The 20403-nt window shown below is 59.4% G+C and carries 15 protein-coding genes and 1 tRNA gene; 8 read left to right on the top strand and 8 right to left on the bottom strand.

Annotated elements, in window-relative coordinates; genetic code table 11:
• Positions 1 to 260 precede the first annotated feature (260 nt).
• Both BN1724_RS08425 and BN1724_RS08430 read left to right on the top strand, forming a co-directional pair.
• Positions 261 to 500 (top strand): hypothetical protein, encoded by a 240-nt coding sequence (locus BN1724_RS08425; protein WP_058234995.1) that lies wholly within the window; start codon positions 261 to 263, stop codon positions 498 to 500.
• A 195-nt stretch (positions 501 to 695) separates the two neighbouring features.
• Positions 696 to 1889 carry a C40 family peptidase gene (locus BN1724_RS08430; RefSeq protein ID WP_084252897.1) on the top strand — a complete coding sequence of 398 codons (1194 nt, stop codon included), beginning with the start codon at positions 696 to 698 and terminating at the stop codon, positions 1887 to 1889.
• A 154-nt stretch (positions 1890 to 2043) separates the two neighbouring features.
• Here the strand turns inward: BN1724_RS08430 and BN1724_RS08435 are convergent, their stop codons facing one another.
• The 3 genes from BN1724_RS08435 to BN1724_RS08445 form a co-directional block, all read right to left on the bottom strand.
• A complete protein-coding gene (locus tag BN1724_RS08435) occupies positions 2044 to 2874 on the bottom strand; it encodes a nucleotidyl transferase AbiEii/AbiGii toxin family protein (RefSeq protein WP_084252898.1) in 831 nt (276 codons plus the stop codon).
• A gap of 1 nt (position 2875) precedes the next feature.
• Positions 2876 to 3490 (bottom strand): type IV toxin-antitoxin system AbiEi family antitoxin domain-containing protein, encoded by a 615-nt coding sequence (locus BN1724_RS08440; protein ID WP_058234997.1) that lies wholly within the window; start codon positions 3488 to 3490, stop codon positions 2876 to 2878.
• 100 nt (positions 3491 to 3590) lie between these two features.
• Positions 3591 to 4364, bottom strand: a complete 774-nt coding sequence (locus BN1724_RS08445) for a GNAT family N-acetyltransferase (protein WP_058234998.1) — start codon at positions 4362 to 4364, stop codon at positions 3591 to 3593.
• A gap of 251 nt (positions 4365 to 4615) precedes the next feature.
• Here BN1724_RS08445 and BN1724_RS08450 point away from each other — a divergent pair, with 251 nt between their 5' ends.
• The gene (locus BN1724_RS08450) at positions 4616 to 5857 is read left to right on the top strand and encodes an aminotransferase class I/II-fold pyridoxal phosphate-dependent enzyme (RefSeq protein WP_058234999.1); all 1242 of its coding nucleotides are present in this window, start codon (positions 4616 to 4618) and stop codon (positions 5855 to 5857) included.
• 124 nt (positions 5858 to 5981) lie between these two features.
• A complete protein-coding gene (locus tag BN1724_RS08455; RefSeq protein WP_058235000.1) occupies positions 5982 to 6680 on the top strand; it encodes a DedA family protein in 699 nt (232 codons plus the stop codon).
• Between the two features lie 79 nt (positions 6681 to 6759).
• Here the strand turns inward: BN1724_RS08455 and BN1724_RS08460 are convergent, their stop codons facing one another.
• Both BN1724_RS08460 and BN1724_RS08465 read right to left on the bottom strand, forming a co-directional pair.
• The gene (locus BN1724_RS08460; RefSeq protein WP_084252899.1) at positions 6760 to 9495 is read right to left on the bottom strand and encodes a 3-hydroxyacyl-CoA dehydrogenase NAD-binding domain-containing protein; all 2736 of its coding nucleotides are present in this window, start codon (positions 9493 to 9495) and stop codon (positions 6760 to 6762) included.
• Positions 9496 to 9547: 52 nt separating this feature from the next.
• On the bottom strand, positions 9548 to 10468 hold the full coding sequence (locus BN1724_RS08465; protein ID WP_058235001.1) for a DUF4862 family protein: 921 nt from the start codon (positions 10466 to 10468) through the stop codon (positions 9548 to 9550).
• Between the two features lie 341 nt (positions 10469 to 10809).
• Between BN1724_RS08465 and BN1724_RS08470 the strand changes: the two genes are divergently transcribed.
• The 4 genes from BN1724_RS08470 to BN1724_RS08485 all read left to right on the top strand — a co-directional run bounded on the left by BN1724_RS08470 (position 10810) and on the right by BN1724_RS08485 (position 17135).
• Positions 10810 to 12237, top strand: a complete 1428-nt coding sequence (locus BN1724_RS08470) for a dicarboxylate/amino acid:cation symporter (protein WP_084252900.1) — start codon at positions 10810 to 10812, stop codon at positions 12235 to 12237.
• A gap of 180 nt (positions 12238 to 12417) precedes the next feature.
• Positions 12418 to 13746 carry an MFS transporter gene (locus BN1724_RS08475; protein WP_058235002.1) on the top strand — a complete coding sequence of 443 codons (1329 nt, stop codon included), beginning with the start codon at positions 12418 to 12420 and terminating at the stop codon, positions 13744 to 13746.
• Between the two features lie 142 nt (positions 13747 to 13888).
• Positions 13889 to 14644, top strand: a complete 756-nt coding sequence (locus tag BN1724_RS08480) for a DsbA family protein (RefSeq protein ID WP_058235003.1) — start codon at positions 13889 to 13891, stop codon at positions 14642 to 14644.
• Positions 14645 to 14735: 91 nt separating this feature from the next.
• Positions 14736 to 17135: an ATP-binding cassette domain-containing protein gene (locus BN1724_RS08485; protein WP_058235004.1), complete on the top strand. Its 2400-nt coding sequence runs from the start codon at positions 14736 to 14738 to the stop codon at positions 17133 to 17135.
• 139 nt (positions 17136 to 17274) lie between these two features.
• Here BN1724_RS08485 and BN1724_RS08490 read toward each other — a convergent pair whose 3' ends face one another.
• From BN1724_RS08490 to BN1724_RS08500, 3 genes are all read right to left on the bottom strand, one after another.
• A complete protein-coding gene (locus BN1724_RS08490) occupies positions 17275 to 18489 on the bottom strand; it encodes an AI-2E family transporter (protein WP_058235005.1) in 1215 nt (404 codons plus the stop codon).
• 211 nt (positions 18490 to 18700) lie between these two features.
• Positions 18701 to 19858, bottom strand: coding sequence for an MFS transporter (locus BN1724_RS08495; protein ID WP_157085831.1), 1158 nt, complete (start codon positions 19856 to 19858; stop codon positions 18701 to 18703).
• A 307-nt stretch (positions 19859 to 20165) separates the two neighbouring features.
• Positions 20166 to 20249, bottom strand: a tRNA-Leu gene (locus BN1724_RS08500).
• Between the last annotated feature and the right edge of the window lie 154 nt (positions 20250 to 20403).

The following is a 20403-nucleotide window of genomic DNA, read 5'->3' on the forward strand; positions in this document are numbered from 1 at the left end:
CCACTACCTCTCCGCTCCGCGACACCGTCAACACAGCTCGCACCTTCGCCCCGCTCACCCGCCCGTTCACCTAGCGCCTTCACCCGCTCGGTTCATAGGATCCCCAAGTTCTCGCCGCCAGAGCACCGCGGCCATGAACACAAATCGGACTTCCGTTGGTACCATGTGCGTACGTCGATGTTCGCAATCCCTGATATATTTCGGTCCCGTTCATCAATGAGGTACGAGATAGGCGATGCACCCTCCCAAAGGAGAGAATCATGGGTTCATACCGAAAAAATAAAAGATACGACAAGATTCAAAAAATCTTGAGCTACGTCTCTCTCGGCATCTTATTAATGCTACTCGGAACCAGCCTGATGCTCAATGATCTCGTGATTGAGCAAAGCTATGTCTTCGGTGGTCTCATAGCTGTTATTGGGGTCTTATCCCTCGTGATTGGCTTGCGAGAAGCAATGGCGAGGCGTCGCACGGCTTCAGAACCCAAAGCCAGTATCTGACCCCCGGTGAGGTGCGCAGCACGCATAGGGCCAACCTGTGGCCATTATCAATTCCCAGCAAAATCAAAATATCTTACCCGGCAGTATGCAAAGATATCGCCGGTATTCCCTCCCGGGATTTTGCACGATAGCCTCGTAGCCGACGCACAGAACCCCATACCGGGATAACAGTCACCACATCGCAGGGAGAAGGCCATGACAGGCACCACGGATCACATCCCCGATCCGTCACGCGAGCCCCGTCCGCCACAGACGGGCGATGCGTTGCGCGCCCCACAAGATCCCGCCGAGCGTCCTGTCACCCGAAGGACCGGTCTGCGAGCAGCTGCCGCACTTGCGGTCGCCGCCCCGTTCGCCGCCACTGCCTACCGGCCCTCTCGGGCCCAGGCCGCCCCCACTGTCCCGACCTCGGGCCGTCTCATTCCCGGTGAGCATCTTCGACCTGGACGCTCAGCATTTATCGACGTCACAGCCGCCACGTTGTGGCGCGAGCCTCGCATCGCCCGTCCACGAATCGATGATCCATCGCTGACGAATCCCGTGGATTTGCGGGCGTGGAACCAGGCGATGGAACAGACGTCTGTGCGGCGATGGCTCGCTCAAGGTCTCACCGAAACCCAGGCTTTGCTGGGCACTCGCGTGATCGTCGATGACATTGACGGCGACTGGGCGAAGATCCTGGTTCCCGACCAGCCCACCCCCCGCGACTCTCGCGGCTACCCGGGCTGGGTGCCCGCGGTGCAGCTCGTGGTCAGTGACGAATTTGCTCGGGCGCAGACGCGGTCAGAGATCGCAGTGGTGACCGCACCCACGGCGTGGCTGTCGCGCGATGTGAGTGGTCGCTCTCGCATGATCGAGACGTCCATAAACACTGAACTACCGGTGCTGCGGAAGCAGGGAAAAGCTGTTCAGGTCACCCTTCCGGACGGTGCTCGCGCCTTCTTGCGCTTGCGTGACGTTGCTGTTCGCACGCCTGATCATCAGCCTGCCGCACCGACCGGGGCCGATCTGCTGGCGACCGCACAACGGTTCCTCGGGTTGCGGTATCTCTGGGCAGGGGTGTCGGCGTTTGGTTTTGATTGCTCCGGGTTTACCTACTCGGTGTGCCGGGCTCACGGCATCATCATTCCGCGTGACGCTGGGCCTCAGCGCTCTGCGGGGGATCGCGTGGGTCGGCAGGACCTCCAGGTCGGCGACCTAGTGTTCTTTGCCAAAGGCGGGGGCGAGGATGCTCCGGCGAGCGCCATCCACCATGTGGCGTTCTGGGCTGGTGATGGTTTGATCATGCACTCCCCCAACTCAGCGAGCAGTGTGGAGATCACGCCGCTTGGCGAGTTCGATTCCAACAGGGAGTATGCCGGCGCAGTACGGCTGGTCGATAACGGCTGACGGCGACGCGGCGGCATCGCCTGGGTGCGGTGGCAGCGTCCCTGCATGCCATGGAGTACTACATGATCGCTGATGTGCTATTACGCATTGCAACGTAACTGGGGTTCCGCGAGCCATGATCGGTCCCGGCGCAACAACTTAGCTATATAGGCACCTACGACGCTATGGCCTTTAACGCCGGCCCGGTAATTGTGGCGATTTCCAGCATCGAGGTATCCCATGACAGTCCATGCCCTTCTCGCTCGAACGCACGACGAAATCGCTCTGGGGCGATAAAACGGGGAGGGAGCTCAACGGTGACCGACGGCACTGTCGGCCGCTTGAGCGCACGACTCAACGCGGGCCCAAGAGCATATGGTTGCGGGGGTGCGTACCGGGCTAGCAGAGCAAGATCGACGATGTCACGCTCTCGGCTTGAGAGACGCCCATTGTGGACGCTGTAGAGGGCGACCAGCTTCTCAGCCATGTGATCTGCTACCGGTATAACTCGGATGCAATCTGGCCAGCCTCTCTGCTTTGGGGGATCTACACGACGTCCCAGCGGCACGAGTTCCCCAAGCTCACTCCAGTTATGAACAATCTGGACATCCACTTTTAGGGCGCCATGATCCTTGCCGCCGAAAAGTACCTGAAACGAGAGCGATACGAGGTCTTCGACATGACCGGGAGTCCACTTCACTAGTTCAAAGTTAAGAAAGTCAGGATCCACAGGTGAAGATGCTGCGGCCTGCCTTATTTCAGTGATCGCGGTCTCCCGCGACGTGGATGCCAGAGCACCATCGATGTCCCGGGTAGTTCGAGCAACGTCAGGAATACGTGCGAGCATCGCGTGGCCTCCTTTGAGCACCCACGTATGTGGCAATGAAGTCGAGAGCCGAGCTATTAGGCGTTGCGCGAAAAACTCATGGAGCGCACTCGATACACCCCGGGTACGTGCTTGTTGCTGAATAGCCCCAGCGAGACCTCGAGAGGTTGGGTACGCCATCTCAGGCCGCCGTAGCAGATAGGTACATCAGGGTGTCATCAGCAGAAGGTCCCAAAAGATGACGAGCTGAATCGACTGACAGTAGACCCGCGTTCACACAGTGATTAACCCATCGCGATCGGTGTTCGCCATCCATCGGCCACCGGCCCAAGTCATAGGTGGTGCGCTCCACTGACGTGGCCGGCATGCCGTCAATGATGACAACGTCTTTTGAGTCAAGCCGAAGGGTGTGGGTCGTGAGCCCAGTGAGGCGACGGCGACGCGGAACCGTCACGTGAATCTCGTCAGGAAGATCAACTGCACCGTGTAGTTCGGCAGCAGCATGATGACTCAGCACACCTGAGTTCAGCCCGAGAGGGTCGGCTGCGATGTTCTCGAGATACCGCTCAGGGTCAACCCGCTGGAGTGCGGCCCTCATATGACCAAATCGCAAGTCCTCAAGGGCGGGGACAACATAGAGTCCAGCCCCTAGCGGGGTTAGGGCACGGTGCGTATCAGCTAGACGTGCAATTGAGGTCGAGGAGATTCCCTCTGCCATGAGCTGTGGGCGAGTCACCAACCCGTGATTGCCCGCAGCTAGGTCGAGCACCACCACAAAATCATCCAGGAGAGCCATGGCTCAACGATGCCACATCCTTGTCACATATTCGATATCTGTGGCAGCAAACATGGGTATTATATTCCGATAGAACCTATCTAAGAACTTTTGTCGTCATTTATGAACGGGACCACACATAGGGCTCGGTCCAGGTCACAGCGCTAAATCCCAGCGCGATGAAGATCGGTGCCGACGAGGGGAGAGCATCAACCCAAAGTGTCTGCGCACCGGCAGCAATCGCAGCTGACATGCGACTTAGAACCGTCGCCGTAAAGAACCCCTGACGTCGACATCTCGGTATCGTTCTACCGCCCGCCAGCTCTGCTGTGCCGTTGGCGGCAAGATAGAGCCTTCCTCCCGACACTGGCACCCCATCCCGGTAGGCCACATGCACCTGAATGCTCTCGGGCTCGGCAACCAGGGATACAGCGAGTCTCTCCCGCTCGTCCGCGGCATCCTTGCGCCCGCTCTCAAGTGAGATCCGCTCATAATCGACAAGATCTGCGACATTCACCGTTCTCACCTCGTGAGCATCCTCAACCCTTTTCCTAATCGTTGTGGGCGCATCACAGAGATTCAGCGCCAGAACCATCTCTCGCGGTCCCGGTTTTAAACCAGCCGCACACAACGTTGCAGGCAGTCCCGAGGGCTTATCGTGACCGTAGACCTTCCACTCGAAGTCCGCGCCAACTTCTCGGGCCAGTCTGAGTTCGCGCTGGATCACAGCAGCGAGATCGGAGTGCGAACACGCGCTATAGACAATGCGTACCTCCGAACCATCAGCGGACCACTCCCTGACCACATTGCCAGGTACTACCTCCCTGGATAACACGCGAGTTTCATCGAGCAGTGCGAGCAAGGCACTGTCCACCGGCACCTCCGCGATATTCATCAAACACCTCTTGGTTATCGCCGCACGCCCTCTCAAACGTCACCGAGTCGGTCGCGCGCCTGTCTGCGGCCCCACTACTGACCTAGCTAAACATCTATCGACCACCCAGGTCACACACGATGTAACCACCCATCACACGCCCAACTATCCACCTAAAACACCCACTCTCATAGCTTTGTCATGCCGTGAAAGTTGTCATCGCACGACATGTCGGTTAGGCAGCGCGGACATCCTGTGACACACTTCCGGCCATGCTGATTGATGGTCCTTGGTCGGCGGCGGCACGCGGCGCAGGTTTGCTCCGTGGCTCCGCTGTGCCCGCATGTCCCGACGATCTCCAACCGACGATTTTCGCTCGTATGAGCGCTCTCGCACAGAAACACGGTGCGATTAACCTCGGCCAGGGATTCCCCGATGGGGGTACACCCCAAGCTGTTCTCGACGCCGCGTGCGCAGCGATCCGAGACGGTCACAATCAGTATCCGCCGGGGCCCGGAACCCCTGTCCTCCGGGAGGCTATTGCCGAACACCACCAGCGCTTCTATGGGATTGACCTCAATCCCGCAACGGAAATCCTTGTAACCACCGGGGCGACCGAGGCGCTGGCGGCCACCCTGTTGGCGTTTATCCGACCGGGCGATGAAGTACTGGCCCTCGAACCGTTCTACGACGCATACGCGGCAGTTGTGGCGCTCGCAGGAGGCACGCTGCGCACCGTTCCCCTGTCTGTATCGACAACTCCCGACGGCGACCTGGATCTGCGGGTCGATAGCGAGCAGTTCGTGGACGCCATGACGGATAGAACCCGGATTGTGCTGCTCAACACCCCGCACAATCCCACCGGGTTGGTGCTTGATCGCGAATGCCTGGACCGCATATCCGGGGCCGCTATCGATCGCGGTGCGTTGATCGTGACGGACGAGGTCTATGAACACCTCACCTTCGAGACCGCCCATATTCCGGTCGCAGCTTTGCCCGGGCGCGCCGAACATACGGTGTCCATCGGGTCGGCAGGTAAGACATTCGCCGTCACCGGCTGGAAGATCGGCTGGGTGTGCGCACCCGCACCGCTAATTCAAGCTATTACCGCAGTAAAACAGTTCCTGACGTTCACCAGCGGTGCTCCGTTCCAACCTGCTGTTGCGGCGGGTCTCGGGCTTCCCGACGCCGAGTATCAGCGCATCGCCGATGATCTGCACCGCGGTCGGGATTTGCTGATCTCGGCGCTACGTGAGGTCGGGTTTCGGGTAGCGCCACCCGAAGCCGGGTATTTCGTGGTGGCAGATGGAAGCCCGCTGGGCATTGAGGATGCCGATAGCTGGTGCCTCGACGCGGCATGCGACGTTGGCGTGAGTGCGATCCCCGTATCGGCTCTGTGTCATCCCGGCGCATCGTCGAACTGGGCACGGCCCCTGATCCGTTTTGCCTTTTGCAAAGAAGACGCCACTTTGCACGAGGCGGCGGCGCGACTACGCCGGTGGGCCGGTCGCTAACGGAACTTCCGGGGATGAGCACGAACGACTGCAAACGAATACGAACGACTGGGAACGGCGAGTGTGAGCATCACACGGCGGCTTAAACCTATCGGTAACCTCTCCGGTACGACAGAATCGACGCATGACGATGCGCCTGCTCATCCCTCAGCTCACGCCCGCCCTCAATGCCTCCCCTCAGACAAGCCAAGAAATTGGGGGCATTGCGGGGTGGACAGTCAGCCTGATGGAAACTATCGGCGGGCCGGGAGTTGCCCTCGCGGTGGCGGCGGAAAATCTTTTCCCGCCGATCCCCAGCGAGATCATTTTGCCGCTGGCGGGCTTAACCGCCAGCCGGGGCGGCTTCACCATCGCCGAAGCTTTGTTCTGGTCAACCCTCGGTTCGATCGTCGGGGCGCTGGCGCTGTACGGTTTGGGCCGCGCTTTTGGCCGGGAGCGCCTGGTGTGGGTTGCCGCCAAGTTGCCGCTAGTTCAGGTATCCGACATTGAGAAAACCGAGGCCTGGTTTGCGCGTCACGGCGGAAAAACGGTGCTTTTTGGTCGCCTCGTTCCGATTTTCCGCAGTCTGATCTCCATTCCTGCGGGCGTGGAGAAAATGCCGGTCTGGCGTTTCACACTTTTGACCGCGATCGGTTCACTGGCATGGAACGCCGTGTTGGTTCTGGCGGGTTATGCCCTTGGCGAGAACTGGGAGCTGGTTGCTGGGTACGTCGACACCTGGCAGAAGATCGTGATCGTGGTGGTCATCGTCGCCGTGGCCTGGTTCGTGATTGCGCGGGTGCGCGCAAATCGGCGCAATCGCAAGGCGCCGTCGGACTCGTAGATCGGCGGAACCGGAGGCAGTCGGAGTGCGGGGGCGAGTCCCCGCCCATGCTGTGAGCGGGGACTGTGCACGCCAGCCGTCAGCTGATAAATCTCTCCCCGTGAAACGGGGCCTTTCCGATCCGACGGGAGGCACCCACCTGGTCGAGATAGGGGGTGAGACCGCCGCGGTGCCGGGGAAAACCTGCCCCAAGGAGCATTGCCAGGTCGATATCCGTCACGTTCTCCACCACGTTGGTGTCGAGCATGATGTGAACTTCCTCGGCCAGAGCGTCCTGAACCGTGCGCAGCAGCCTGGGGGAATACTCCGGGTCCGGCTGCGAGTCCGGCATACCCGACTGCGAGGCCGCCGCGGCCGACTGCGAGGGCGCTGTCCCCTGTCGTGACGGACCTGTCCCCGGCCTGAGGGTCGATGCCTCAGCCGCTCTCGGCGTCGTCGGCATCTGCGTTGATATACCTGAAGCTGCCGTGTTAGTTATCGACGTTTTGGACTTGAAAACTTCTGACACCACGGGAGCAGGTACAGCGGGCATCCCAGCAGCTGCGGATCCCCCGGACTGTGCGGTGTTCGGCGGCACGGTGAAGCGCTCACCAAGCTCAACCATTCGGGATAGTCCCGGTGAGCTCGCAAAGCGCTCGCCGAGGGCGTCATGAAGAACCGATCCGACGTGCAGGGCAACGCCCGGACCCACCAGGTCTAGCAGAGTCAACGGGCGCATAGGCATCCCCATGTCATCGAGCGCGGCATCGACCAGGGCAGGATCGCGGCCGGCATCCAGTTCCGTCAGCACCGCGCCGAGGACTCTGAACAGCAGGCGATTGACAATGAAACCCGGGGCATCCGCGGAACGCACCGCAGTTTTACGACAACAGCGCACGACCTCTAAGCCGGTCGCCAGCGCGCTCTCCTCGGTGACATCGGTGTGAATCACCTCGACCAGAGGCATTTTGGCCACCGGGTTGAAAAAATGCAGACCGATCAGACGTTCGGGGTGGTTCAGTACCTCACCCATGGTCTTCACCGATAGGGAGGAGGTGTTCGTGGCTAGCACGGCGTTCCGGTTCACGACGCCTTCAAGCTCGGCCAGCGCCGACTGCTTGATTCTCATCACCTCTGGCACAGCTTCAATCACCAGGTCGCAGTCGGCAAGATCATCGACCCGATCCGTTCCGCTGAGCAATGCACCCACCTGGTCGGCCTGCTGCTTGGTGATCAGACCGAGTTTGGCTCTGGTGCCCACCACATCGCGGGCTGCGGACACTCCGCGTGCGGCGAGCGCCGGGTCGAGGTCCCTCATAATGACCGGGACCCGCAGCCCGAGAGCTAGCTGAGCCGCGATCTGTGAGGCCATCAAACCCGCGCCGGCCAGACCTACTGAACGCACCGGCTGCGACAGAGGCACGCTGGTGTGCCCGGGGCGTCTGCGTCGCAGCAGCTCGGCTGCATAGATGGAAACCGCCGCCCCCGGCGAACGAACCAACTCATACAGTGTGGTGGCCTCGCGCTGAAGTGCATCGCTGAGCCTTGATCCGGGAAGCGCCTCAATGAGGTCAAGTATCCGCCCGGGGGCCTCGGCACCGCTGCGGCGGGCTCGCTCCGCCCGAGGTCGAGCTGCGGCGATAACCTCATGAAGTTCGTCTTCCGGCGACGAGGCTAGCTGGGGCCGACCATACATTGATGCCGGCGCCACCTCAGATGATGGCGTGAGCGACGAACCAGGCAGCTCCGGATCAGGCGATGGTGGCGCAGCCGAATCAGTCGTTGCCAGCAGGGGCGGTCTGCGGAGGGCGGACACATCATCGACGGACTCTAGGCGGTCGGCGAGGAGATCAAGGGCCTGGGGTAGATCGGAGGCCATCGCATCGATTAGTCCTATATCCAGCGCAGCCTGCGCGGACAGGGTTTTGCCTCGCTGGGAGTCCTCGATGAGCAGCCGCAGTGATCGCTGCGGCCCAATCAGCCCTGGAAGCACAGTGGTTCCTCCCCACCCGGGGATGATGCCGAGCCCCACTTCGGGAAATCCGAGGGCTTTGACTTGCGGCTGTGCTGTGCGCAGGTCGGCCATGAGAGCAACTTCCATGCCTCCGCCGAGGGCGGTGCCGTTCAGATGGGCGAGCACCGGAACAGCGCTTTGACGCACCTCCTGGTGCAGACGATGCATGGTGGAGGTCATCTCGTGAATCATCTCGCCGGTGTGGCTATCCTGCGGCGAGGCGAACATGGCGAGGTCGGCGCCTGCCAGGAACACGTCCGCTGTGCCGGTTAACGCGATGGCGTCGATGCTTTTGGCTTCGGCACGGGTAAGCGCGGTATCTAAAGCGTCAGCGTAGGCGGCGACTGAGGCTGGTCCGAGTGTGGCTGGACGGCTTTTGCCTGAGCCATCGGATGGGGATGCCGGAGCGAAGCGGAGCACCGCCACTGTTCCGAGCCGTGGATGGTCAAGATCGGTGACCTCGATCCGGGTGATGTGTTCGGTGTACCCCGCCGGGGTGACCGGGGAGGTTGAGGTGTCCGAGGGAGCTGGCGCCTGATTAGTCCCAGTAACGGTCTGAGGTTCGGCGGCGGGTGACTGGTCGAGCGCGGATTCGAGCGCGGATTTCTGATCGGCCACGGACTGCTGGTCGGTCTCCGATGCAGATGCGGCGGCGGATTGCGGGGTGGGGACACTGTTCACGGGATCCTCCGGTGGATCGGTCGCGACACCCGGACGCTGGTGCGGTGTCGGGTGGTTGGCGATGGACACTCGTCCATCGCCAACCACCTTTACCGATACTGAGCGTCCTAGGTACTTGGGTTCCCCATCATGTCGGATCATCTCGAATCCGGCAAGATGTCCCGCGTCTATCCGCGTGTTGCCCCAGGAATCCTCAGCGAGATGCGGAGCGAATCGCGTCGATAATTGAGGCGATCACATCTAGGCGTCCCTCGACGTCCGAGTCGGCGGGCACCTGAATCTTTGCGCCACTGAATCGTTCAGTTCCCCCCGCAGCGGCGAGACACTGGGCCACAACCTCAGCATCCATGAGCGAGGTGGGCTCATCCGCTGCGAGCGGGAGGTGCAGGTCAGCCCATCCCACCCCGTAGGCGTTATTGTCCGGTCCGGCACCAGAGAACATGACTCCTTCGAGAAGACCCTCCGCCACCAGCTGGGCAATCTGCTGACGGGGGCGGTCTGCGTCATGGGCTTCCAGGGCGCTACGTCCCCAGTTGATGGTGATCCCGATGCCGGTGCCGCGAACGACTTCGATTTCGTCGTCGAGGGTGAGGAAGCGTTTTTCTCCGGTCACTTTGGGGTCGTAGGCGTCGCAGTGCTCGACGATCAGGCGAATACCGTCGGGGATGATCGGCAGCAGGTCCTCTAAGGATCGAGCGAATGCCTCGCGGTCGGCGGTCACGCTCGGGGCGCTGTGCACGTGCAGCGCTGCCACACTGTTTTCGCCGGTCCGGTCACGCAGTCCGTCGGCGGCGCTGAGCGCGCGACGCACCAAGTCGAGGGCCTGGGCGCGTCCCTCGGGATCCACAGAGGCCAGCCCAAATGTCGGATTGGTGCCGACGCGCATCATGGTGCCGGGAATCAGGGTGATCACGCTGTCGACAAATCGACCTCGCACCTGGCCCGCGAGGTGATCGAGGCCGTCCGTCAAGGGGTCGCCGTCGTATCCCTTAAAGGGAATTTCTAGTGCGGTGGCAAGCTGCCGTTCCGCGAGACGGGTGTAGAAAAGGTCCTGATCGTGAGGGGTGGCGGGTAGCGCGGCATAAGCGCCAACGACGAGGGGACGGGTGGACATCGGCGGGTTCTCCGGTATCTCTGCGCGGTTATGGACGTTCTTAGTGTGCCCCGCGCCGCACGGGATAGCACTTTGGTGTCGGCATCGTGAAAAACGTGAGGGTCCCTGGTCGGCCCGGGTCAGGGTGCGGGCTTAATCCACTCAAAGCAGGCTAAGCGCGCCCATGCGCGACCTGACGTCGGTTGAGCCGCCGTCCCGAGGTCATCCTCGCCGACATTCAGACAGAAATAGTCTCAAGCCAGAAGGATGGGTCATCCGTCACGGTGACTTAGGCATGACTTAGGCCACTACATAGCTATACCTATGGACCTCCTAGATACCCAGGCGTAACATACATTGGCGTGAACACGCCGCACCTTCCCACCGATACCGCTGAGCCAGCATCCACTCAGACCACCCCTGAGCACCACAAAACTGCAGCTGAAGCTAAGAACACCCATAGAAATCACCCCTTACGTTGGCTTACCGCGGTTTTCCGGATACCTTTCGGGGCGCAGGTGATTATCGGCCTTATTCTTGGCATCGTCTTGGGACTAATCGCCGCCTACCTCGGCCCCGCATCCATCAGCGGAGGCAAACCAGACCCGAACTGGCTCACCGTCACCCTTCAAACCGTCGGCTCAATCTTTATTACCCTGCTCAAAGCCCTGGTACCACCGCTGGTATTCCTGGCAATCGTGTCCTCTATTGCAAATCTGCGACAGGTCTCCAACGCTGCTCGCCTCGCCTGGAAAACCCTCCTGTGGTTTGCCATCACAGCGCTCATATCCGTAGGAATTGGCATTTTGCTCGGCGTGATCACCAACCCGGGCCATGGAACCACCGTCGCCGCAGATGCGGCAAAGATGCCCGCCACCCAAGGCAGCTGGCTCGACTTCCTTGAAGGCCTAGTCCCCACCAACTTCCTGGGCATTACCGGAAGCCTCCACGACAACTCCGTCAGCCTCGGATTCAACACCCTGCAAATCCTGGTCATCTCCATTGCAGTCGGAATCGCCGCACTCAAAGTGGGCGACAAAGCCGAACCGTTCTTAAAGATCGTGTCCTCGCTGCTTGAGATCGTGCAAAAGCTGCTGTGGTGGGTGATCCGCCTCGCTCCCATCGGAACCATCGGTCTGCTGGGCAACGCCGTCGTCAGCTACGGATGGGACGCCATCGGATCCCTCGGCGTTTTCGTAATCGACATTTACGTTGGCCTGCTCATCGTTGGACTGGTGGTCTATCCGGTGATCGTCAAGGCCAATGGACTGAGCGTGCGAGCCTTTTTCCGCAACGTCTGGCCCGCAACCTCACTCGGTTTCGTCTCCCGCTCCTCGCTCGGCACAATGCCCGTCACCCAGGCCGTCACCATCGAAAACATGGGAGTTCCCAGGCAGTACGCGTCCTTCTCCGTGCCGCTTGGCGCCACCACCAAAATGGATGGCTGCGCCGCCATCTACCCGGCGCTGGCCGCAATCTTCGTTGCGAACTTCTTCGGCATCCAGCTCAGCCTGATGCAATATGTGCTGATCGCTTTAGTCGCGGTGCTCGGTTCAGCCGCCACCGCGGGTATGACCGGCGCCACCGTCATGTTGACCCTCACCCTGTCGACGCTCGGCCTTCCGCTGGAAGGTGTCGGTCTGCTGCTGGCCATCGATCCAATTCTCGACATGGGACGCACCGCGTTGAACGTAACCGGCCAAGCCCTTGTGCCCACCGTAGTGGCAAAACGCGAGAAAATCCTCGACCGCGCCATCTACGACTCACGCACCAACGCCCAGTTCGCCTAGGAATTAGCCGGGTGGGGCCGGGCCGTCACATCGCGCGCATCTCAAGACCCAAGATCGCGCCGATATTTTCGACCGCACCGAGCCCCTCCGGCACAATGAGACCAGCGCGCTACCCCCACGTCGACTGCATATCGCCGCGGCGCGCCGGTCTCATCTCCTCGGCCCGAAAGGCCACATTTCATGCGCGCCTTCCATCATGTTCTGGTCAACACTCTCATCGCGAATGTGACCACATCGTATTTGTGGTTTGCCCTGACCTTTTGGGTCTATCTAGAGACTGAAAATGTCATGTCGACCGCTTTTATCGGCGGTACCTACATGCTGCTCATCGCGATATGTTCCCTGTGGTTCGGGGTTTTTGTCGATCACCATCGCAAAAAGAACATCATGATGTTCTCCAGCGTCATCACCCTCGCCATGTACCTGCTCGCGGTGATCGCCTGGTTCATATTGCCAACCACAAGCCTGCTGGATTGGACTAGCCCCTTTTTCTGGCTGTTTGCCGGGCTGATCTTAATCGGCAGCGTGGTCGAAAACATGCGCAACATTGCGCTATCCACCACGGTCACCTTACTGGTGCCCGATGATCGCCGCGATAAAGCAAACGGCCTGGTCGGCGCGGTGCAAGGGGTCGCTTTCCTGGTCACCTCCGTATTTTCGGGCCTATCGGTGGGGCTGCTCGGCATGGGTCCCACCCTTGTCATCGCCACCGCCATGACCGGCCTCGCGCTGCTGCATCTGCTCACCATCTCGATTCCGGAAGCCTCCCCGGCCGCTGCACGCCCACCTGGTTTTGCCCACCAACTTGACCTACACGGCTCCTTCACCGCGATCCAGGCCATCCCCGGACTCTTCGCCCTGATCCTGTTCACTTGCTTTAACAACCTGGTAGGTGGAGCTTTCATGGCTTTGCTCGACCCCTACGGGCTCACGATGTTCGGCGTGGAAATCTGGGGCATCGTGCTTGGCATCACCAGCACCGGATTCATCGTCGGGGGGCTGATCATCGCGCGGGTCGGACTCGGCCGCAATCCAGTGCGAACACTTCTGCTAATCAACGCCGCGATTGCGATCATCGGACTGACATTCGCGATCCGGGAAACCTGGCTGCTCTTTGTGGCGGGCAACTTCGTATACATGTGCATCGTTCCCGCAGCCGAAGCGTGCGAACAAACCATTATTCAAAAAGTGGTTCCCTATTCGCGACAAGGCCGCGTCTTTGGGATCGCCCAGAGCATCGAAAGCGCCGCCACCCCAATCTCGTCATTCTTGGTCGGTCCAATTGCACAATTTTGGGCGATTCCCTGGATGAAGAGCGAACATGGCCGCACCACATTCGGGTGGTTATTAGGTGAGGGCCAGGCCCGAGGGATCGCCCTCGTCTTCGTGATCGCCAGCCTGCTCATGCTCGCCGCCGTCATCATCGCCTTTATGTCTCGGCCCTACCGCCTGCTATCACAGTCCTACGGTATGAAAAAGCCCGTCCAACCGATCCCCGACCTCGCTTAAGACAACCGTTCAAGAAAACTAAAGCCACAGGTCAACACAGTAAAAACTGATACTGTGCGGGGCTTACTCCCGCCCAGCCCAAGCTTTGGAGCCGTAGGATCGTAACAGTTCTATCCCTTCACTCACGACGAGGTGTTCTCTTATGGCATCCCCGCATATCCACCGCCGCACCCTGATCACCACCGGTCTTGTGGCACCGCTGGCATTAACCGCGTGTGGGCAATCAACCGCCCCGGCCCCTGACCTGACCGGGGACAAAATCCCCTTCGACAAAAGATTCCCCTACCTCGCTCTCGGTATTCCCGGTACGACAGCCCAGCTTGCTATCGGAAGCACCCAATCTGATATACAAGCCACCCCTGCGCCGTCACCGAGCAGTAGCGACCCGCTGGCATCTCATCGTGCAACCGTGGTGGACATCTATCTCGATTTCCAGTGCCCACACTGCGTGAAGTTCGACGAAGTTTTCAGTCCCGATCTTCGCCGCATTGCCAACGAACGCCTCGCATCGGTACGTCTCCACCCCCGCCCCATGCTCGACCGAGATTCCATCGGCTACTCCACCAAAACCGCAGGGGCCGCCGCAGCGGTTTATGCCGACGATTCCCGACGACTACTCATGTTCACCAGAAAAATGATGGCGGCCTTACCGAAAGAAGGCCCCACCCCCGACGACGCGGAGATCCTAAAAATCGCCAAGGAATCAGGAGCTGGGGAACAAGCATTAAAGGCTATTCGGGAGAACACCTATATCTCGTGGGTGACTAAGGTGGTCGAGCCGGAGGCCAAAGCCCGCGTCAAGGGAACCCCGGTGGCCCTGATAAACGGCGAGAATTTTGACACCCATAGCAGTGCCGGGGCGCTCTATGACGCCGTTAAAAAGCTAAAGCGGTCCTGACCTCTCCTCCCGAGCCCCTCGGTCCGCAGATAAAACTCCGATCGCCCCTTATCTGCTGCTGGCAGCAGACCCCTGCTTCCAAGGAGACCGCATGAGCAGTCCGTCTGGTTCACCCACTGCTGAGAGCACCCACGCCGCTGACCAGCACGACCGCATTCGAGTGCGAGGGGCTCGGGAAAATAATCTGCGGGATGTCAGTGTGGATCTCCCGAAACGACGGCTTACGGTGTTTACCGGTCCGTCGGGGTCGGGAAAAAGTTCGTTAGTTTTTGACACCATTGCGGCAGAATCGCAGCGAATGATTAACGAAACCTATAGTGCCTTCATTCAAGGTTTCATGCCCACGCTCGCCCGGCCAGAGGTCGATATGCTCGACGGGTTGACGACCGCAATTATTGTCGATCAGGAACGCATGGGAGCGAACCCGCGTTCCACCGTCGGAACCGTGACGGACGCGAATGCCCTACTGCGCATCCTCTTCAGCCGCCTCGCTCACCCCTACATCGGGGGTCCTCCGGCATTTGCGTTCAATGTGCCGTCTGTTAAAGGGGCTGGCGCCATCACCGTTGAACGCGGCGATAAGAGTATCGCGACGAAGGCCACCTATGAACGCACCGGAGGAATGTGCCCGAGGTGCGAAGGGATAGGGTCGGTCACCGATTTTGATCTCAGCGCGCTCTACGACGATTCCAAGTCGCTTAACGACGGCGCGTTAACCATTCCCGGATACAGTATGGACGGCTGGTACGGACGCATTTTCCGAGGCTGCGGATATTTTCCCGCGGACAAACCAATCTCGACCTTCACAAAGCGCCAACGTCACGACCTGCTGTACGGCGAACCCACAAAACTTAAGGTCGATGGCGTCAACGTCACCTACGAAGGGTTGATTCCGCGGATTCAAAAATCCATGCTGGCGAAGGATAAAGAATCCATGCAGCCCCATATTCGCGCTTTTGTGGAGCGGGCAATTACTTTCACTATCTGCCCCGACTGCGAGGGGACTCGGCTCAGCGACGCCGCCCGCTCCGCCACCATTGACGGAACCAGCATTGCGGATGCCTGCGCAATGCAAATTGATGACCTCGCCGTATGGGCTGGCAGCATTCATCAGGAATCGGTGGCACCGCTGCTGGCCGGGCTCGTTCATCTGCTCGACTCTTTTGTCGATATCGGCCTGGGGTACCTCACCCTAGCCCGACCATCTGGCACCCTTTCCGGTGGTGAAGCTCAGCGGGTCAAAATGATTCGCCACCTAGGTTCATCACTAACCGATGTCACATATGTCTTTGATGAACCCTCCATCGGTCTGCATCCGCACGACATTCAGCGCATGAACCGTCTTCTGCAACGTTTGCGGGACAAAGGAAACACGGTCCTGGTGGTTGAACATAAACCGGAAATGATTGCGATCGCGGACCATATTGTCGATCTCGGACCCGGTGCCGGAACCTCAGGTGGCACCATCTGTTTTGAGGGCACGGTCGATGAGTTGCGGGTCAGCGACACGCTGACCGGGCGACATCTCGACGATCGAGCCCGACTGAAAGACAGCGTTCGACCTCCGACAGGACAGTTGGAGATTCGAGGGGCGAGTGCTCACAATCTCCGAAACATCGACGTCAATATTCCGCTCGGTGTTTTGGTGGCAGTCACTGGCGTGGCAGGATCCGGAAAGAGTTCACTGATCCATCAATCCATTCCAGCGTCCGACAATGTCATCGTCGTCGACCAGACGGCAATTCGCGGTTCACGACGCAGTAACCCCGCCACCTACACAGGGTTACTCGACCCCATTCGCAAAGCCTTCGCGAAAGTCAACGGGGTCAAACCGTCACTGTTTAGCGCAAACTCCGAAGGCGCCTGCCCGCTATGCAATGGTGCAGGTGTGATCGAAACCGATCTCGGGCCGATGGCGAACGTCACCGCAGTCTGCGAGGAATGCGAAGGACGCAGGTTCCACGCCTCTGTGCTGAATTACCGACTCGGTGGCAATGAACAGGGCAAAAACATCAGCGAAGTTTTAGCGATGTCAGTAAGCCAAGCAGAAGCATTCTTTAAAGACGGGGCCGCACGTATTCCGGCGGCGCATAAGATCTTGCAGCGCCTGGTCGATGTCGGGCTCGGCTATATCTCCCTTGGGCAACCGCTGACCACGCTATCCGGCGGCGAACGACAACGGCTCAAGCTGGCCACGCATCTTGTGGAACGAGGCGGCATCTATGTTCTGGATGAACCCACCACCGGTCTGCATTTATCCGATGTGGACCAGCTCTTAGCTCTGCTGGATCGGATCGTGGACGCCGGTAAATCCGTGATTGTGATCGAACACCACCAGGCCGTGATGGCACATGCCGACTGGATTATTGATCTCGGCCCCGGCGCTGGCCATGATGGCGGCCGCATCGTCTTTGAAGGGACATCTGCTGAGCTGGTCTCCTCCCGCTCCACGCTTACCGGGCAGCACCTCGCGCAGTATGTCGGGTATTAAAGAAAGGGGCAGCGGGCTTAGCGCACGCTATCGGCCAGGATTCGGTTATGAGTGCTCCACTTTGCCTTGGTGTCAGGACGGATGCGTTGGTACCACCGGCTCAAGCCTGTGATGAGCGGGGAAATCCCGGGTCTGATAGTTAGCGCCGTTGTCGGTGACCACCCGGTGGATCCTGGTGGATGCCTTTGGCTGCATCGTCATCTTCCAACCCATCAATATCTGCCGACTCAGCGATGTTGTCGGAAGCGTCGCTGTCGTTGGGAGAGTCGGCAGGCGAGTCGGCGGCCTTAGGGGTATCGGCCACGAAAGTATTTAGCCATCGCACCGCAGGATCGACATCGATGAAAAACTCCTTCACGAGCAGGGTCATCGGCACAGAGAGCAGCGCTCCAATTGGTCCGAGTACCCAGGACCAAAACAGCACCGATAAGAAGGAAATCGTCGCCGAGACCCCCACCGCATGACCAGTCACCCGCGGCTGAACAACACCTTGCACCAGCATCGCGACAGCACAATAGACCACCACCACCGTAATAGCCGTGGCAGTGCCCTGGTCGAGCAACGCCATCAATGCCGGCGGCACCAGCGCGAAGACGAAACCAATATTGGGGATGAAGTTGCATAGAAATAACAAAATTGCCCAGACAATCGGCAGCGGCACCCCTAAACCCCACAGCACGAGGCCGTCAATCACCGCCACGATCACGCCGAACGCGGCGGTCACCACCCAGTAGGACCGAATGCTACGGGTGAACTCTTCAAGCGCCGTCACGGCATGAGGACGGTGACGCCCCAGCACCTCGAGCCGTTGGTCCAAGCCGATTGCATCCATGCCAAAGAACACCACGGTGGCGATGGTGGCCGCCAAGAGACCACCGATCGAACCGATGGACGACAGAAGATTCGAGGCGATGCCGACGAAACTTCCGAGGTTGATCTTTGAGAACCAATCGTCGACCGTTTCCTGCGCGATACCGAGTTTGCGCAGATGATCAAGAACTTGCCCAGCTAACCCGTTGAATTCAGACGAGTATCTAGGCAATTCAGAGATCAGTTGGGACAGCGCCCAGGCTAGGGTCAGAACAAACCCGACCAGCAACCCGAGCACAATCAGCGCACATAAAATCGCTCCCACCGGGCGCGGAGCCCCGTGCCGGACGAGAAACCGCCCTACCGGATAGACGGCGATCATCAGATTCAGGGCAAGGAAAACCGGGATGATGAGCGAGGCCAGCTCCTGCATCCCCTGCAACACCAGCCAAGCTGACGCCAGCGCAACCAGGATCAGAACCCCCCGAGGCACAATCGACCGATCAAGATGAGGCTTGCCAGGACCGTTGGTGGGTTGGGACATCGCGGCTCCTAGTTATCACTCGCACCCCACTAAGGGTGTGCCGGGCGTTCGGCTTTGATCGTACGGGGTCATGCCCACTCAAGGGGAAGATAAAGCCGGATGGGGTATCGAGAACAAACGAAATCTCATCGGGTGGTTATGGTCCGTCCGTGGCACCTCATGTCGTTCAACCGCGGAGCTCAACAGAGGAGAAGGTGACGAACCGGCGAACTCACGCGCGCTTTGGTGGCTCGTCCGGCAGTTCCGGTAACGACGCTAACAACGCCACCGCACCATACAGGGCGATGCTTGGTAGCGTCGCAAGGAAGGGGTCTCCTAAATCAGCGAATCTACCAACTATCACCGCCACCACACCGGTGACAAATGAACTCAGGAGTGACACAACCGAGGTGGCTCCGGCACGCTGCGATGAATCAATGACTGATTGGAATTCAGCCTGACAATAAACACTGACAGCGATATGAAATAGCACATGTAAGCCGAAACAGATTATAATGAGAGCGACGTTTTCAAACGTTGCAAAACCTGAAATGGCGAGAATATTAAGGAAAATAATAACGTAAAAACCTCGCCGTTTAACGTGTCTATGCCGGATAAGGTGACTACCCAAGATACCCGCAATCTTCATCACCGTGAAGCCCGCGAACACCGCCGTCAAACTTGTGTCACCGAGTCGAAGCTGCCACAGCAAAAAAGGAGCCACCAAGGCGGCATCCGCAAATATAACTACCCGCGCCCGAGGGTGGAACGCAATGGTATACAGGCCAGCTAAATAGGATTTCAGCGGTTCTACCGGCCGATCGCTTGCGTCTCGCACCGACGGCCTACCGAAGAAAAACGCGATTCCTGCGAGCGCCATAAACAGCGCTCCAAGCCCCCACACATACCGCGGGTTATGTGTGAAAGCTATGAAACCAAGGCCCGCACCAGCAAGGGACGTGGCCGCACCAAGCAGCGTAATTGCACCAATAGCCCGCCGAAGCTGATAGTCGGTTGATCGTCCGAGGCGGTTAATGATGTACGCGACGGACGTGCCACTCATCGCTGCGGCGCCGATGCCAGCTAGAACCTCTGCGGAGAAGTCACCAAGTGGGCCGAGTGCCAGGAAGAAAATGGCCAGCCCGAGGAACCTTAAGCCGTTTCCCACCTGGATCGCCACCCAATGGGATTTACGGTCAAAAATTATTGCTGAGGGAATCTCCGCCAAAGCGACTGAGATAGTGAATGTCGCAGCAAGCGCGCCGATAACCGTGACGGAATAGCCCATTTCACGAAAGTAGAAGTTATCGAATGCGCTGAACGAACCTATCCCTAGTCCGCTGAGAACTAGGAAAAGCCAAATCCCATAACCGGTGCGCTTAATCATCATGGATGCAGCGAACAGACCGGGGTGGCTGCGCACCGCGCCTGCCCCATCTCGATCATCGCTTTATTCACCGCTTTCGGAAGTTCAGAGGCCGCTGGCATCCCCTACACACCGCCATCTAATCTGATCCGAACCACCGATGGCACAGCGGAGCAGATGGCAGAAGAGTGGAAGACGGAGATGTACACCCAACACACAACAACTTGGACAGTGTAACGCTCGTAGCCGCGGCGAGCACACTCGTCGCCCGGCATAAAAATACCTCTGACTCGGAGACTTAACTCCTTGCCAGAGGCTATTTCCTGCTCTGTGCGCGAGGGGGGAGTTGAACCCCCACACTCTTTCGAGTACACGGACCTGAACCGTGCGCGTCTACCTATTCCGCCACTCGCGCTCATCCTCTGCGCCAGGTGTCGAGCACACCAACGCCGAGGTTTTCTTTAGCTTACCCCGCGATCTGCGTCAGCCCCAGCGCATTAGGCCCGTACGAGACGAACGCCACGCAAACGCGGTGTCTAATGCAGATCAATCAGAAAAGTTAACCCCAA

It is taken from the genome of Devriesea agamarum (assembly GCF_900070355.1).
GTDB classification, from domain to species: domain Bacteria; phylum Actinomycetota; class Actinomycetes; order Actinomycetales; family Dermabacteraceae; genus Devriesea; species Devriesea agamarum.

Coding starts and splice junctions, on each gene's coding strand:
- BN1724_RS08430 (WP_084252897.1), top strand. CDS start 696: ATGACAGGCACCACGGATCACATCCCCGATCCGTCACGCGAGCCCCGT.
- BN1724_RS08455 (WP_058235000.1), top strand. CDS start 5,982: ATGACGATGCGCCTGCTCATCCCTCAGCTCACGCCCGCCCTCAATGCC.
- BN1724_RS08465 (WP_058235001.1), bottom strand. CDS start 10,468: ATGTCCACCCGTCCCCTCGTCGTTGGCGCTTATGCCGCGCTACCCGCC.
- BN1724_RS08445 (WP_058234998.1), bottom strand. CDS start 4,364: ATGAATATCGCGGAGGTGCCGGTGGACAGTGCCTTGCTCGCACTGCTC.
- BN1724_RS08485 (WP_058235004.1), top strand. CDS start 14,736: ATGAGCAGTCCGTCTGGTTCACCCACTGCTGAGAGCACCCACGCCGCT.
- BN1724_RS08440 (WP_058234997.1), bottom strand. CDS start 3,490: ATGGCTCTCCTGGATGATTTTGTGGTGGTGCTCGACCTAGCTGCGGGC.
- BN1724_RS08435 (WP_084252898.1), bottom strand. CDS start 2,874: ATGGCGTACCCAACCTCTCGAGGTCTCGCTGGGGCTATTCAGCAACAA.
- BN1724_RS08425 (WP_058234995.1), top strand. CDS start 261: ATGGGTTCATACCGAAAAAATAAAAGATACGACAAGATTCAAAAAATC.
- BN1724_RS08495 (WP_157085831.1), bottom strand. CDS start 19,858: ATGATGATTAAGCGCACCGGTTATGGGATTTGGCTTTTCCTAGTTCTC.
- BN1724_RS08450 (WP_058234999.1), top strand. CDS start 4,616: ATGCTGATTGATGGTCCTTGGTCGGCGGCGGCACGCGGCGCAGGTTTG.
- BN1724_RS08490 (WP_058235005.1), bottom strand. CDS start 18,489: ATGTCCCAACCCACCAACGGTCCTGGCAAGCCTCATCTTGATCGGTCG.
- BN1724_RS08475 (WP_058235002.1), top strand. CDS start 12,418: ATGCGCGCCTTCCATCATGTTCTGGTCAACACTCTCATCGCGAATGTG.
- BN1724_RS08460 (WP_084252899.1), bottom strand. CDS start 9,495: ATGATCCGACATGATGGGGAACCCAAGTACCTAGGACGCTCAGTATCG.
- BN1724_RS08480 (WP_058235003.1), top strand. CDS start 13,889: ATGGCATCCCCGCATATCCACCGCCGCACCCTGATCACCACCGGTCTT.